The following is a 14,572-nucleotide window of genomic DNA, read 5'->3' as shown; positions in this document are numbered from 1 at the left end:
GTAGGCAGCGGGAGGGGTTCGCCGCGCGTCGGAACCCGGCTGGTCAGGCAGCTTTCGGGCGTCTTCGGGCCGGTCCGCGCAGGATTCCTGCGCACCGGCCGGAGGGGGCCGGGCGGGGGCGCGGATCAGTGGGTGATCAGCCGATGAGCTGGGAGAGGACGACCGAGGAGCGGCTGCGCTGGACGCCGGGCTCGCGTCGGATGCGCTCGATGACGGCCTCCAGGTGGCGCATGTCGGCGGCACGCAGGTGGACCAGGGCGTCCGGGTCGCCGGTGACCGTCCAGGCGGCGATCACCTCGGGGAACTGGCGCAGGCTGGCGAGGATCTCCTCGGGGGCGGTCCGCTCGCGGCAGTAGACCTCGACGAAGGCCTCGGTCTGCCAGCCGAGCACCGACGGGTCGAGCACCACGGTGAAGCCCCGCACCACGCCGCGCGCCCGCAGCCGGTCGATCCGGCGGCGCACGGCGGTGGCGGAGAGGTTGACCTGGAGGCCGATCTCGGCGTACGAGGCGCGGCCGTCGCGGCCGAGCCGGGCGAGCAGGAGCCGGTCGGTCTCGTCCAGGTCGGCCCCGACCACCTCGTGCGCTCGGCTGCTGGTCATCGGTGCGGGGCTCCACGGGTCGTACGGGTCGGTTGCGGCCTCGGGCGGCGGGCCCTCGGACGGAGGGCGGTAGGGGCGGCTGCCGAAACGGTTCGCCAACCATTCTGGCGGATGTCAGGAGCGAGTTCACCGCTGGCAGATGACGGCCGGTGGTCCGCCGGTGGTCCGCCGCCGGTCGGCAGCCGGTCCGCCGTCAGTCGGCCAGCAGGACGATCTTGCCCCGGGTGCGGCCCTCGGCGCTGAGCGCCTGGGCGGAGGCCGCCTGGGCGAGCGGGAACGTGGAGGCGACGGTGACGGTCAGCCGGCCGTCGTCGGCGAGCGCGGCCAGTTCGGCGAGGTCCGCGGCGTCCGGGCGGACCCAGACGTAGTGGCCGCCGAGGGCCTTCACCCCGAAGTCGGTGATCGAGGCGATCCGACTCCGGTCCGCCACCAGGCTCGCCGAGAGCGGGACGGCGCCGTGGCCGACCAGGTCGAGGGCCGCGTCGACCCCGCCCGGGGCGAGCGCCCGGACCCGGTCGGCCAGGCCCTCGCCGTAGAGCACCGGCTCGGCGCCGAGGCCGCGCAGGTAGTCGTGGTTGCGCTCGCCCGCGGTGCCGATCGCCCGGGCGCCGAGGGCCCGGGCGATCTGGACGGCCAGGTGCCCGACCCCGCCGGCCGCGGCGTGCACCAGCAGGGTCTCCCCCGCCCGCAGCCGCAGCGCCTTGAGGCTCTGCAGCGCGGTGAGCCCGGCCAGCGGCAGGCCGCCGGCCTGGGCCCAGTCCAGTGCGGCCGGCTTGCGGGCGAGGGTGCGGACCGGGGCGGAGACGAGTTCGGCGTAGGTGCCGTGCTCGACGGTGTCCTTGCGGACGTAGCCGTAGACCTCGTCGCCGGGCGCGAACTCGGTGACGCCGCCGCCGACGGCGCGGACCACGCCGGCCAGGTCCCAGCCCATGACGAGCGGGAAGTGCGCGTCCAGCAGGCCGTCCAGCGCGCCGTCCCGGATCTTCCAGTCCACCGGGTTCACCCCGGCCGCCCGCATCTGCACCAGGACCGAGTCCGGACCGACCTTGGGGTCGGGCAGGTCGGTGTACTCGACGACGTCGGGGCCGCCGTAGCGGTTGATCGCGATTGCCTTCATGGCCTGAGCCATACCCGGGCCCGGCCGGATATCGATTCGGCCACGCGAGGACCACCCCAAAACGGTCATCCGGTTCCGCCGGGGTCCGATTCGGCGAGCGGTTCTCGTCACATCGACAGGATGGCCATCGTCACTCTGACGCTAACCGGTTATCATAGATAGCGTCAGATAGACGAAAAGTCTTCAGGCTTGATCGGCCGCACAGAAGGGCACCCGCCCGTGACCACCACCATCACCGAGACCCACGGCGTCGACCCCACTCCGACGCCGCTCGCTCTGCTGCTGCTCGGCCGCGAGGCCGACCCGAACAGCGAGCGCGGCGTCGAGTGCCCCGGCGACCTCCCCCCGGCCTCCGACCCGAACCTCGTCGAGCGCGCCCGCGCCGCCAAGGCCGCGCTCGGTGACCGCGTCTTCATCCTCGGACACCACTACCAGCGCGACGAGGTGATCGAGTTCGCCGACGTCACCGGCGACTCCTTCAAGCTCGCGCGCGACGCCGCGGCCCGCCCGGAGGCCGAGTACATCGTCTTCTGCGGCGTGCACTTCATGGCCGAGTCCGCCGACATCCTGACCGGCGACGCCCAGCAGGTCGTCCTCCCGGACCTCGCGGCCGGCTGCTCGATGGCCGACATGGCCACCGCCGAACAGGTCGCCGAGTGCTGGGACGTGCTGACCGACGCCGGCATAGCCGACGTCACCGTCCCGGTCTCGTACATGAACTCCTCCGCCGACATCAAGGCCTTCACCGGCAAGCACGGCGGCACCATCTGCACCTCCTCCAACGCCGAGCGGGCCCTGGAGTGGGCCTTCGAGCAGGGCCAGAAGGTCCTGTTCCTGCCCGACCAGCACCTCGGCCGCAACACCGCGGTGCGGGACATGGGCTTCTCGCTGGACGACTGCGTCCTGTACAACCCGCACAAGCCGAACGGCGGCCTGACCGCCCAGCAGCTGCGGGACGCCAAGATGATCCTGTGGCGCGGCCACTGCTCGGTGCACGGCCGGTTCAGCGTGGACTCGGTGAACGACGTGCGCGAGCGGATCCCCGGCGTCACCGTGCTGGTGCACCCCGAGTGCAAGCACGAGGTCGCCTCGGCCGCCGACATGGTGGGCTCGACCGAGTACATCATCAAGGCGCTGGACGCCGCCGAGCCCGGCTCCAAGTGGGCCATCGGCACGGAGCTGAACCTGGTCCGCCGCCTGGCCAAGGCCCACCCGGACAAGGAGATCGTCTTCCTGGACCGGACGGTCTGCTTCTGCTCCACCATGAACCGGATCGACCTGCCGCACCTCGTCTGGGCGCTGGAGTCGCTGGTCGAGGGCCGGGTGCCGAACGTGATCACCGTCGACCCGGAGACCGAGAAGTACGCCAAGGCGGCGCTGGACCGGATGCTGGCCCTGCCGTAGCCCGCCCGGGCCGGCCCGGCCACCGGGACACGACGAAAGGGCGGGTCCCCTCCCACCGGAGGGGACCCGCCCTTTCGTCTGGCACCAGCCGCGGCGGCTACTCGGGGTAGCCCGGGATCACACCCTCGCCGTCGGCCATCAACAGCTCGCGGACCTCGTCGATCGTCGCCTCGGCGCTCGGCAGGATCAGCTCGGACGGCGCCAGTGAATCCAGCGGCACCGGAGTGCCGAACTGCTTCACCGCGTCCAGCAGCTTGCCGTAGGCCCGACGGAAGTGCTCCTCGTCCCCCGACTCCACTGCGGTGACGAGCTCGGAGTCGAGCTCGTTGAGCAGGTTCAGGTGGTCGTCGCCCACCTCGTACTGCCCCTCACCCATGACCCTCATGATCATGCCGTGCGTCTCCCTGGTTCGTGGGATGGAGCTCAGATCACTTGTTGTAGTTGATGCGCGGGGTGTCCTGCTGGGGGTGGGCCTCCGGCTGCTGCGGCTTGCCCTGCTCGATCGCGGCCGGACCGGAGGACGGGCCCCCCAGCTCGGCCTTCATCCGGGCCAGCTCCAGCTCGACGTCGGTGCCGCCGGCCACTCGCTCCAGCTCGGCCTCGATGTCGTCCTTGCGGCCGAGACCGCTGGAGTCGTCGAGCGCACCGGACGCCAGCAGCTCGTCGATCGCACCGGCCCGGGCCTGCATCTGGGCCGTCTTGTCCTCGGCCCGCTGGATGGCCAGGCCGACGTCGCCCATCTCCTCCGAGATCCCGGAGAAGGACTCGGCGATACGGGTCTGCGCCTGAGCGGCGGTGTAGGTGGCCTTGATGGTCTCCTTCTTGGTGCGGAAGGCGTCCACCTTGGCCTGCAGCCGCTGGGAGGCGAGCGTGAGCTTCTCCTCCTCGCCCTGGAGGGCCTGGTACTGCGTCTCCAGGTCGGTGATCTGGGACTGCATGTTGGCCCGGCGGGTCAGCGCCTCGCGCGCGAGGTCCTCGCGGCCCAGGGACAGTGCCTTGCGGCCCTGGTCCTCGTACTTCGCCGACTGCTGCTGGAGCTGGGTCAGCTGGAGTTCCAGGCGCTTGCGCGAGGTCGCGACGTCCGCGACGCCACGCCGTACCTTCTGCAGCAGTTCGAGCTGCTTCTGGTAGGAGTAGTCGAGCGTCTCTCGGGGATCCTCCGCCCGGTCCAAGGCCTTGTTCGCCTTGGAGCGGAAGATCAACCCCATACGCTTCATGATTCCGTCGCTCATGGGCCTCGGGTGCCCCCTTCTCCGGCCTGCGGTCTCTATCTCGATACCAGACACGACGAGTGTATGTGCAGCGAGCCCGTCGCCGCAGTGCACCTGCCTGCTACAAGACTGCTACAGCGACCAGCGGAGTTCCTCCTCCCCCGGGTGGATCCGCCTCTCATCCCCTCCATAGTCCATCCGATTGATCCCCTACGGGAAGGGGCCGGGAAACCCCGGCGGGCGCCGACCTCGCGGATTGATACGCGTTTGGGTCCGAGGGGACCCCGAGAAGCCGCCCGGCACCCCGTACGCTGGTGGTGTGTTCCGACGCCGTTCAGATGATGCAGCCGCCTCCGCCACCGTGCTGGAGAAGCCGGACGAGACCCGCCACCCCCAGGCCAAGAAGGGCCGGCCAACGCCCAAGCGCAGTGAGGCCGAGGCCAACCGGCGCACCCGGGTGACGGTGCCCAAGGACCGCAAGGAGGCCGCCCGCCAGGCCCGCGAGCGGATGCGCTCCGAGCGCGAGAAGCAGCGCACCGCGCTGCTGGAGGGCGACGAGCGCCACCTGCCGGCCCGCGACAAGGGCCCGGTGCGCAAGTTCGCCCGCGACTACGTGGACGCCCGCTGGTCGCTCGCCGAGTTCTTCCTGCCCGCCGCCGTGGTCATCCTGGTGCTGAGCATCATCAAGGTGCCCGCCATCCAGCTGCTGTCCACGCTGCTGTTCCTGCTGTTCTTCGTGCTGGTGATCCTGGACTTCGTCCGCCTCGGCTTCGGTCTGCGCAAGCAGTTCGCCGAGCGCTTCGCCGGCCAGAACACCCGCGGCGCGGTCGCCTACGGCCTGATGCGCATCCTGCAGATGCGTCGGCTGCGACTGCCCAAGCCGCAGGTGCGGCGCGGGGAGAAGCCCTGACCGCCGAACCGGTGGACTCCGGCTGGGCCCCCCCGTCCTGGGAGGGGCCCGGCCTGTACGCGCTGCCGGGGCAGGGGGACGGCGGCCACGACCGGATCGGCCAGGAGCGCCGGCTGCCCTCGCGCAGCGGCTCCTTCGCCGGCGGTACCGGCGCCTGGCTGGACCGGCTCGGCGGACTGCGCAACTTCGTCCGCCAGGAGCTGGTCTCCCGGCAGCTCGCCGAGCAACTGGCCGGCCGCACCGCGCAGCGCGTCCTCGACATCGGCTGCGGCCAGGGCACCCAGGCGCTGCGCCTGGCCCGGGCCGGCCACTACGTCACCGGCATCGACTCCGACCCGGTCGCGCTCGGCGTCGCCCAGGGGGCGCTCGCCGAGGAACCGCCGGAGGTCGCCGGGCGGCTGCAACTGCTCAGCGGCGACGCCCACCAGTGCGGGCGCTGGTTCGGCCCGCGCAGCTTCGACGTGGTGCTCTGCCACGGCGTCCTGATGTACCTGCCCGCCCCCGACCCGATGATCGCCTCGCTGGCCCGGCTGCTGGCCCCGGGCGGGCTGCTCTCGCTGCTGGTCCGCAACCGCGACGCGCTCGCCCTGCGGCCCGCCGCCGCCGGGGACTGGCGGGCCGCCCTGCACGCCTTCGAGAGCGACCGGTACTACAACCGGCTCGGGCTGGCCGCGCGCGCCGACCGCCTCACCGACCTCACCGTCACCCTCTCCGAGGTGTCGGTGCCGCTGAAGCACTGGTACGGCGTACGGGTCTTCACCGACAACGCGCCCGACGACGCGACCCCGCCGGTGGACGGGCGGCAGCTGGCCCAGCTGCTGGAGGCCGAGGACCGGGCCGGCCGCACCGACCCGTACCGGCAGGTCGCCGCGCTGCTGCACGTGGTCGGGGCCAAGTAGCGGCCCCGCGACGGCGGTTACGCCTCGTGCAGGCTCATCGAGTAGATCACCCGGTCGTCGTCCAGCAGGACCGCCGTGTCGATGCCGTCCTCGGCGAGCTGCTTCCAGGACTCCCCGATCCAGGTCTCGGCGTCCCCCTGGCCGGCGAACTCCTCCTGGGCGCCCTCCGGCACCACCGCGGTGCCGTCCGCCTTCTCGTACCGCCACGTCCAGACCATGCCCGGCTCCTCCCACCGACGACGCTGCCTGCGTGCTGCGCACCTTAGCCTGCCCGGCCCGATCTTCCGTATGCCTGGCCGGACGGTCCGGATGCCCGGTCGGGCAGGATGGGCGGCATGGCGATCCACCACCCGCTCCCCCGCACGCTGCTGCTCGGCGGCGCCCGCTCCGGCAAGTCCACCCGGGCCGAGCAGCTGCTCGCCGACCACCCGGACGTCCTGTACGTGGCCACCGGCGGCACCCGGGACGGCGACACGGAGTGGGCCCAGCGGGTCGCGCTGCACCGCGAGCGGCGGCCGGCGAGCTGGCGCACCGCCGAGACCTGCGACCTGGAGGCCGTGCTGGCCGACCGGACCGACCCGGCGCCGGTGCTGGTCGACTGCCTGGCGCTGTGGCTGACCGCCGTGATGGACGAGTGCGGCGCCTGGGACGACGCGGTCTGGGCGGCGGACGGGGAGGCCGCCGTCCAGCGGCGCTGCGAGGCCCTGGCGCGGGCCTGGGCGGCCACCGGGCGCACGGCCGTCGCGGTCAGCAACGAGGTCGGGATGGGCGTCGTCCCGGCGACCGCCGCCGGCCGGCGCTTCCGCGACACCCTGGGCCGGCTGAACATGGCCGTGGCGGACGCCTCCGAGCGTGTGCTGCTGGTCGTGGCCGGGCAGGTTCTGACCGTCAAGCCAGCCGCCGCCTGAACATCTGCGGCGTGTAGCCTTCCGGACGATGGACACGACCGTGGATCTCGATACGTTCTCCTCGCTCGTCGAGCGCCCCGACGAGAGCGCCCGACGGGCCGCCGAGGAACTCTGGCAGGAGGCCGGCCGACCGCGCGGCGGGCTCGGCAAGCTGGAGGAGCTGGGCAGCTGGCTGTCGTCCGTACAGGGGCGATCCCCCGTGCGGCCGGTGTCGGCCCCCAAGGTGCTGCTGTTCGCCGCCGACCACGGCGTGGCCGCGCTCGGGGTGTCCCGGCTGCCCGCCAAGGGCGGCACCGCCGCGCGGGTGCGCGCCGTCCTGGACGGCACCGCGCCGGTCACCCGGCTGGCCCGGCGCTACGGCGCCGAGGTGCGGGTCGTCGACGTCGCGGTGGACGCCGACCCCGCCGACTTCCCGGACGACGTGGTCACCCACCGGATCCGGCGCGGCTCCGGCCGGATCGACGTCGAGGACGCGCTCACCCCCGCGGAGACCGCGCGGGCCTTCCGGGCCGGCATGGCCGTCGCCGACGAGGAGGCCGACGCCGGCACCGACCTGGTGCTGCTCGGCGACCTCGGCGTCGGCGCCACCACCGTCGCCGCCGTCCTGGTCGGCGCGCTGTGCGGAACGGACGCGGCCGCCGTCACCGGGCGCGGCTCGGGCATCGACGACCGGGTCTGGATGGTCAAGTGCGCCACCATCCGCGACTCCCTGCGGCGGGCCCGGCCCGTCCTCGGCGACCAGCTGGCGCTGCTCGGCGCCACCGGCGGGGCCGACTTCGCGGCGATCACCGGTTTCCTGCTCCAGGCCGCGGTGCGACGGCTCCCGGTGGTGCTGGACGGCGTCGTCTCGGCGGCCTGCGCGCTGGTCGCGCAGCGGATCGCCTTCCGCGCGCCGGAGTGGTGGCGGGCCGGGCAGTCCAGTGGCGAACCCGCCCAGGCCAAGGCCTACGACCGGCTCACCCTGACGCCGTTGCAGGACCAGGGGATCACCATGGGCGAGGGCCTCGGCGCGCTGCTGGCCCTGCCGCTGCTCCAGGCCGCGGGCGACGCGCTCGCGGACGAGGCCCCGCGGCCGTTCGTGCCGTCGGCACCGAAGGAGCAGCCGAAGCTGCCCTCGGCGGCGGACCTGCTGCGGCGGCTGTAGGACGGTTGTAGGAGACCCGCGGCAACCTGAGGCACCAGGATCATCGGCGCCCCGTCCGGCACATCGGACGGGGCGCTTCCGTTCGAAGGGAAACACGTCGTGCAGGGCGCCAGTTGGGCCGAGGGGCTCCGGTTCGGGTTCGGGACGCTGTCCGTGCTGCGGGTGCGGGTGGAGCGGTGGGACCGGGCCGCGGCGGCGCGGGCGATGACGGCGGCCCCGGTGGTGGGGCTGGTGCTCGGCTCGGCGGCCGCCGGGGCGGGGTCACTGGTGGCCTGGCGGGCCGGCGGACCGCTCGGCGCGGTGGCGGCGGTGGGGGTGCTGGCCGTGCTCACCCGGGGGCTGCACCTGGACGGTCTGGCGGACGTGGCCGACGGCCTGGGCAGCGGGAAACCGGCCGAGGACGCGCTGCGCATCATGAAGCAGTCCGACATCGGCCCGTTCGGCGTCCTGACCCTCGTTCTCGTGCTGCTGGCCCAGATCGCGGCGCTGGCCGGACAGTTCGCCGAGTCGACCACGCGCGGCGCGCTCGCGGTGCTGGCGTCGGCGGTGACCGCGCGGTGCGCGCTCGCCTGGGGCTGCCTGCGGTCGGTGCCGGCCGCCCGGCCGGGCGGCCTGGGCGCGATGGTGGCGGGCACCGTGGCACCCGCCGGAGCGGTCGCGGGGACGGCCGCCGCGGCGCTCGCCCTGGCAGGACTCGGACTGTTTGACGGATCGTCAGCCTTCCGTCTCCCCCTGGCCGTTGCGCTCGGCGTCGGCTGCGCCCAGCTGCTGCTCCGGCGCTGCGTACGGCGGTTCGGCGGAATCACCGGGGACGTGCTCGGCGCGATGTCGGAAACCGCCGCGACCGCCTCGCTGTTCGCCCTGGCGTTGCTCGGCTGATACCGGGCGGCGCGTGATCCCACCATGCGGACTACCATGCGGGGAGCACCGCAGCCCTGCACCGTCGCAGGTCCTGCCCGCCCGGCGTGACCCGAGGAGCCGGGGCCTCTGGTGTGCGTGGCCGCGACCTGCGCGGGTGCGCGCGCCAGGGGGCCCGGACCCGGAGCGTGCCGGGCGGTCCGGCCTGCGACGGCGGGTTGCGCCGGTGCGGCAGCCTCGCCGCAACCGGCCGTGGACCGCGAAAGAACAGGACGCATTACGTGACTGCATTGTCTGTGAGCACCTCCTCCGCCGCCTCGCTGCGCGCGGACGCCCTGGTGGTCGGTGTCGCCAAGGGCCCCAAGGGCATCGTGCTGGCCCCCGGCTCCGAGGCCGTGAACGAGGCGTTCGAGGGCAAGCTGACCGAGGTCCTCAGCACCCTGGGCGCGACCGGCGCCGAGGGCGAGGCCGTCAAGGTGCCCTCCCCCGCCGGCCTGAAGGCCGCGCTCGTGCTCGCGGTCGGCCTCGGCGAGGCCGCCGAGACCGGCTACCAGCTGGAGGCGCTGCGCCGCGCCGCTGGTGTCGCCGCCCGCACCCTGGCCGGCGCCAAGAAGGCCGCGCTGGCCCTGCCGACCGAGTCCGCGGACGAGGTCGAGGCCGTCGCGCTGGGCGGCCTGCTCGGCTCGTACGCCTTCGGCACCTACAAGGCCGACGGCAGCGGCAAGGAGCCGGTCGGCGAGCTGGTCGTGCTGGCCCCCCGCAAGGGCAGCAAGGACGCCAAGGCGGCCGTGGAGCGCGCCGCCGCGGTCGGCGAGGAGATGAACCGGGCCCGCGACCTGGTCAACACCGCGCCGAACGACCTGAACCCGAAGAGCTTCGCCGCGATCGCCCAGGCGGCCGGCAAGGAGCACGGCCTCAAGGTCGAGGTGCTGGACGAGAAGGCGCTGCTCAAGGGCGGCTTCGGCGGCCTGCTGGGCGTCGGCAACGGCTCGGCCAACCCGCCGCGGCTGGTGAAGGTGGCCTACACCCACCCGAAGGCGAAGGCCACGCTGGCCTTCATCGGCAAGGGCATCACCTACGACTCGGGCGGCATCTCGCTGAAGCCGGCCGGCCACAACGAGACCATGAAGTGCGACATGGCCGGCGCCGCCGCCGTGTTCGCCGCCGTGGTGGCCGCCAAGCGCCTGGGCCTGGCCGTCAACGTGACCGGCTGGCTGGCGCTGGCCGAGAACATGCCGTCCGGCTCCGCCACCCGCCCCGGCGACGTGCTGCGCATGTACGGCGGCAAGACCGTCGAGGTGCTGAACACCGACGCCGAGGGCCGTCTGGTGCTGGCCGACGCGATCGTGCGCGCCGGCGAGGAGAACCCGGACGTCATCGTCGACGTGGCGACCCTGACCGGCGCCATGGTGCTGGCCCTGGGCAACCGCACCTTCGGCGTGATGTCCAACAACGACGAGCTGCGCGAGACCCTGCACACCGTCTCGGGCGAGGTCGGCGAGCAGTCCTGGCCGATGCCGCTGCCGGCCGAGCTGCGCAAGGGCATGACCGAGTCGACCATCGCCGACCTGGCGAACATGGGCGAGCGGATGGGCGGCGGCCTGGTGGCCGGCCTGTTCCTGAAGGAGTTCGTGGCCGAGGGCATCGACTGGGCGCACCTGGACATCGCCGGCCCGGCGTTCCACGAGAGCGCCCCGTTCGGCTACACCCCGAAGGGCGGCACCGCGAGCGCGGTGCGCACCCTGGTCCGGTTCGCCGAGCAGACCGCGGCGGGCGGCAAGGCCTGATCAGGCACTGAGTCGACGGGGGTCCGGCGCGCGTGCGCCGGGCCCCCGTCGGCGTTCGCGCGCCGACGCCGGTTACCTGCGAGTAGACCGGGACCCCGGCCCGCACCTCTGTTCGCTGCGGGCGAAACTTTGTTCCACCCTGCGGAAGAGGTGGCACCGCAAGGCCGCGCCGACGCCCGTCCGGCGGCTGTCAACCCCGCGTTGAGCTGCAATGATGCCCTTCCGTCGGGGGTATTCCCGCCCCGGTGACTGCTCTGTGGGACACCCCTGGGGTGGACCCGGACATCAGCCACCGCGAACAAGTGCGAAGATGTATTTCCGGCACGACTGGGCGCCTCACAAAGGCTTCCGACCCCACCGGACCGCGACCGGCCCGGCGACCCACCCCATTGCATGGAGGACGTGACGTGGCGAACGACGCCAGCACCGTTTTCGACGTAGTCATTCTCGGAGGCGGAAGCGGCGGTTACGCCGCGGCGCTCCGCGCCGCTCAGCTGGGCCTGAGCGTCGCCCTGGTCGAGAAGGGGGAGCTGGGCGGCACCTGCCTGCACCGCGGCTGCATCCCGACCAAGGCTCTGCTGCACGCCGCCGAGATCGCGGACGAGACGAAGGAGGCCGCCGAGTTCGGCGTTCTGGCCACCTTCCAGGGCATCGACATCAACGGCGTCCACAAGTACAAGGACGACGTCATCGCCGGCCTGTACAAGGGCCTCCAGGGCCTGGTCGCCTCCCGCAAGGTCACCTTCATCCAGGGCGCGGGCAAGCTCTCCTCGCAGACCTCGGTGGACGTCAACGGCCAGCGCATCGAGGGCCGCCACATCGTCCTGGCCACCGGCTCCGTGCCGCGCTCGATCCCGGGCCTGGAGATCGACGGCAACCGCGTGATCTCCTCGGACCACGCCCTCAAGCTCGACCGCATCCCGAAGTCGGTCGTCATCCTCGGCGGCGGCGTGATCGGCGTCGAGTTCGCCTCGGTCTGGAAGTCCTTCGGCGTCGAGGTCACCATCGTCGAGGCGCTGCCGCACCTCGTCCCGCTGGAGGACGAGAACTCCTCCAAGCTGCTGGAGCGCGCGTTCCGCAAGCGCGGCATCAAGTTCGAGCTGAAGGCCCGCTTCTCGGGCGTCGAGTACACCGAGACCGGTGTCCGCGTCTCCACCGAGAACGGCAAGCAGATCGACGCCGACCTGCTGCTCGTCGCCATCGGCCGCGGCCCGGTCTCGTCCGGCCTCGGCTACGAGGAGAACGGCGTCGCGATGGACCGCGGCTACGTCCTGGTCGACGAGTACATGCGCACCAACGTGCCCACCATCTCGGCCGTCGGCGACCTCGCCCCGACCCTGCAGCTGGCCCACGTCGGCTTCGCCGAGGGCATCCTGGTCGCCGAGCGCCTGGCCGGCCTCAAGCCGGTGCCGATCGACTACGACGGCGTCCCGCGCGTGACCTACTCCAACCCCGAGGTGGCCTCCGTCGGCATCTCCGAGGCCAAGGCCGTCGAGCTGTACGGCAAGGAGAAGGTCGTCACCCTCAAGTACAACCTGGCCGGCAACGGCAAGAGCAAGATCCTGAAGACCGCCGGCGAGATCAAGCTCGTCCAGGTCAAGGACGGCGCCGTGGTCGGCGTCCACATGGTCGGCGCCCGCATGGGCGAGCAGGTCGGCGAAGCTCAGCTGATCTACAACTGGGAGGCCCTGCCGGCCGAGGTCGCGCAGCTCATCCACGCGCACCCGACCCAGTCCGAGGCCCTGGGCGAGGCGCACCTGGCGCTGGCCGGCAAGCCGCTGCACGCGCACGACTGATCACGCCACCACCCCCCATTTCCAGTACGCAAGACTTGATAGGAGTCGCTGAAACCATGGCGGTCTCAGTAACACTGCCCGCGCTGGGCGAGAGCGTTTCCGAGGGCACCGTCACCCGTTGGCTGAAGGCCGAGGGTGAGCGTGTCGAGGTCGACGAGCCGCTGCTCGAGGTGTCGACCGACAAGGTCGACACCGAGATCCCGTCGCCGGCCTCCGGCATCCTGGCCTCGATCAAGGTCGGCGAGGACGAGACCGTCGACGTCGGCGCCGAGCTGGCGATCATCGACGACGGCTCCGGTGCCCCGGTCGCCGCCGCGGCCCCGGCCGCCGAGGCCGCGCCCGTCGCCGCCCCGGCCCCGGTCGTGGAGGCGCCCGCCGCCCCCGCCCCGGTCGCCGCTGCCGCCCCGGCGGCTCCGGCTGCCGCTCCGGCCGCCGACGCCACCCCGGTCCTGCTGCCCGCGCTGGGCGAGTCGGTCACCGAGGGCACCGTCACCCGCTGGCTGAAGGCCGAGGGTGAGACGGTCGAGGTCGACGAGCCGCTGCTCGAGGTCTCCACCGACAAGGTCGACACCGAGATCCCGTCGCCGATCGCCGGTGTCGTGGTGAAGATCCTGGTCGGCGAGGACGAGACCGCCGAGGTCGGCGCCCAGCTCGCGCTGATCGGTGCCGCGGGTGCCGTCGCCGCCGCCCCGGCCCCGGTCGCCGCCCCGGCCCCGGTCGCCGCCCCGGCTCCGGTCGCTGCTCCGGCTCCCGTCGCCCCGGCTGCTCCGGCTCCCGTCGCCGCCGCTCCGGCCCCGGTGGCCCCGGCCGCGCCCGCTCCGGTCGCCGCCCCGGCTCCCGTCGCGCCGGCTGCCCCGGTGGCCGACGCCGGTGACGCCTACGTCACCCCGCTGGTGCGCAAGCTCGCCGCCGAGCACGGTGTCGAGCTGTCCTCCGTCGCCGGTACCGGCGTCGGCGGCCGCATCCGCAAGCAGGACGTCGTCGCCGCCGCGGAGGCCGCCAAGGCCGCTCCGGCCCCGGTCGCCGCCGCCGCCCCGGCCGCTGCCCCGAAGGCCGCCGCCGCGCCGTCCGCCCTGCGCGGCCAGACGGTCAAGATGACCCGCATGCGCAAGGTCATCGGCGACAACATGCTGAAGGCCCTGCACGAGCAGGCCCAGCTGACCAGCGTGGTCGAGGTGGACGTCACCAAGATCATGTCGCTGCGCGGCAAGGCCAAGGAGGGCTTCCTCGCCCGCGAGGGCGTCAAGCTGTCCCCGATGCCGTTCTTCGTCAAGGCCGCCGCCCAGGCACTGAAGACCCACGCGGTCGTCAACGCCCGGATCAACGAGGCCGAGGGCACCATCACCTACTTCGACACCGAGAACATCGGTATCGCGGTGGACTCCGAGAAGGGTCTGATGACCCCGGTCATCAAGGGTGCGGGCGACCTCAACATCGCCGGCATCTCGAAGAAGACCGCCGAGCTGGCCGCCAAGGTCCGCGACAGCAAGATCACCCCGGACGAGCTGTCCGGCGCCACCTTCACCATCAGCAACACCGGCTCGCGCGGTGCGCTGTTCGACACCGTGATCGTGCCGCCGAACCAGGTCGCCATCCTGGGCATCGGTGCCACCGTCAAGCGCCCGGTGGTCATCGAGGCCGACGGCGGCACCGCCATCGGCATCCGCGACATGACCTACCTGTCGCTCTCCTACGACCACCGCCTGGTGGACGGCGCCGACGCCGCCCGCTACCTGGTCGCGGTCAAGGAGATCCTGGAGGCCGGCGAGTTCGAGGTCGAGCTCGGCCTGTAAGGCACTGCTGGTCCGCGGTTTCGGCTGCACGGAGCCCCGCGTCGTCCCTGGGCGGTTTCTAGGGATCGTTGCAACACGTGGTCGGTTGTTCAGGCCGCGATGAGTTTATGCAGGCGCTCGGCTGGGGTTTCCCAGCCGAGCGTT

General features: G+C 72.8%; 13 protein-coding genes and 1 pseudogene. 9 read left to right on the top strand and 5 right to left on the bottom strand.

Going from position 1 to position 14,572, the window contains the following annotated elements:
• Positions 1 to 136 precede the first annotated feature (136 nt).
• Together ABT015_RS34550 and ABT015_RS34545 are read right to left on the bottom strand one after the other, a co-directional pair.
• Positions 137 to 601 (bottom strand): Lrp/AsnC family transcriptional regulator, encoded by a 465-nt coding sequence (locus ABT015_RS34550; protein WP_063347298.1) that lies wholly within the window; start codon positions 599 to 601, stop codon positions 137 to 139.
• Positions 602 to 794: 193 nt separating this feature from the next.
• Positions 795 to 1,718: an NADP-dependent oxidoreductase gene (locus ABT015_RS34545; RefSeq protein ID WP_350886328.1), complete on the bottom strand. Its 924-nt coding sequence runs from the start codon at positions 1,716 to 1,718 to the stop codon at positions 795 to 797.
• Between the two features lie 219 nt (positions 1,719 to 1,937).
• On the opposite strand from ABT015_RS34545, the gene nadA reads away from it, so the two are divergent.
• Positions 1,938 to 3,122: a quinolinate synthase NadA gene (gene nadA / locus ABT015_RS34540; protein ID WP_502897472.1), complete on the top strand. Its 1,185-nt coding sequence runs from the start codon at positions 1,938 to 1,940 to the stop codon at positions 3,120 to 3,122.
• 97 nt (positions 3,123 to 3,219) lie between these two features.
• Here the strand turns inward: nadA and pspAA are convergent, their stop codons facing one another.
• Together pspAA and ABT015_RS34530 are read right to left on the bottom strand one after the other, a co-directional pair.
• Positions 3,220 to 3,513: a PspA-associated protein PspAA gene (gene pspAA, locus ABT015_RS34535; protein WP_063347300.1), complete on the bottom strand. Its 294-nt coding sequence runs from the start codon at positions 3,511 to 3,513 to the stop codon at positions 3,220 to 3,222.
• Positions 3,514 to 3,550: 37 nt separating this feature from the next.
• Positions 3,551 to 4,354 carry a PspA/IM30 family protein gene (locus ABT015_RS34530; RefSeq protein WP_350886325.1) on the bottom strand — a complete coding sequence of 268 codons (804 nt, stop codon included), beginning with the start codon at positions 4,352 to 4,354 and terminating at the stop codon, positions 3,551 to 3,553.
• A 298-nt stretch (positions 4,355 to 4,652) separates the two neighbouring features.
• On the opposite strand from ABT015_RS34530, the gene ABT015_RS34525 reads away from it, so the two are divergent.
• Positions 4,653 to 5,243 (top strand): DUF3043 domain-containing protein, encoded by a 591-nt coding sequence (locus ABT015_RS34525; protein WP_350886323.1) that lies wholly within the window; start codon positions 4,653 to 4,655, stop codon positions 5,241 to 5,243.
• Positions 5,244 to 5,401: 158 nt separating this feature from the next.
• Positions 5,402 to 6,142 (top strand): methyltransferase domain-containing protein, encoded by a 741-nt coding sequence (locus tag ABT015_RS34520; protein ID WP_350886377.1) that lies wholly within the window; start codon positions 5,402 to 5,404, stop codon positions 6,140 to 6,142.
• Between the two features lie 17 nt (positions 6,143 to 6,159).
• On the opposite strand, the gene ABT015_RS34515 is transcribed toward ABT015_RS34520, so the two are convergent.
• Complete coding sequence (locus ABT015_RS34515) at positions 6,160 to 6,360, bottom strand: hypothetical protein (protein WP_350886321.1); 201 nt, start codon at positions 6,358 to 6,360, stop codon at positions 6,160 to 6,162.
• Between the two features lie 78 nt (positions 6,361 to 6,438).
• Between ABT015_RS34515 and cobU the strand changes: the two are divergent.
• The 6 genes and pseudogenes from cobU to sucB all read left to right on the top strand — a co-directional run.
• Positions 6,439 to 7,050: pseudogene (gene cobU / locus ABT015_RS34510) on the top strand (bifunctional adenosylcobinamide kinase/adenosylcobinamide-phosphate guanylyltransferase); the annotation flags it as partial.
• Between the two features lie 28 nt (positions 7,051 to 7,078).
• Positions 7,079 to 8,194: a nicotinate-nucleotide--dimethylbenzimidazole phosphoribosyltransferase gene (locus ABT015_RS34505; RefSeq protein WP_350886319.1), complete on the top strand. Its 1,116-nt coding sequence runs from the start codon at positions 7,079 to 7,081 to the stop codon at positions 8,192 to 8,194.
• Positions 8,195 to 8,293: 99 nt separating this feature from the next.
• Positions 8,294 to 9,073, top strand: a complete 780-nt coding sequence (locus ABT015_RS34500; protein ID WP_350886317.1) for an adenosylcobinamide-GDP ribazoletransferase — start codon at positions 8,294 to 8,296, stop codon at positions 9,071 to 9,073.
• Positions 9,074 to 9,333: 260 nt separating this feature from the next.
• Complete coding sequence (locus ABT015_RS34495; protein WP_350886315.1) at positions 9,334 to 10,839, top strand: leucyl aminopeptidase; 1,506 nt, start codon at positions 9,334 to 9,336, stop codon at positions 10,837 to 10,839.
• 407 nt (positions 10,840 to 11,246) lie between these two features.
• Entirely contained in the window at positions 11,247 to 12,635 is a 1,389-nt protein-coding gene (gene lpdA, locus ABT015_RS34490) for a dihydrolipoyl dehydrogenase (RefSeq protein WP_350886313.1), read from the top strand.
• A 56-nt stretch (positions 12,636 to 12,691) separates the two neighbouring features.
• Positions 12,692 to 14,428: a 2-oxoglutarate dehydrogenase, E2 component, dihydrolipoamide succinyltransferase gene (gene sucB, locus ABT015_RS34485; RefSeq protein ID WP_350886311.1), complete on the top strand. Its 1,737-nt coding sequence runs from the start codon at positions 12,692 to 12,694 to the stop codon at positions 14,426 to 14,428.
• The last annotated feature ends 144 nt before the right edge of the window (positions 14,429 to 14,572 follow it).

This window comes from Kitasatospora sp. NPDC094016 (assembly GCF_040304045.1).
GTDB lineage: Bacteria > Actinomycetota > Actinomycetes > Streptomycetales > Streptomycetaceae > Kitasatospora.
The sequence above is the reverse complement of the archived record's forward strand: the minus strand, read 5'-3'. Positions and strand labels throughout refer to the sequence as shown.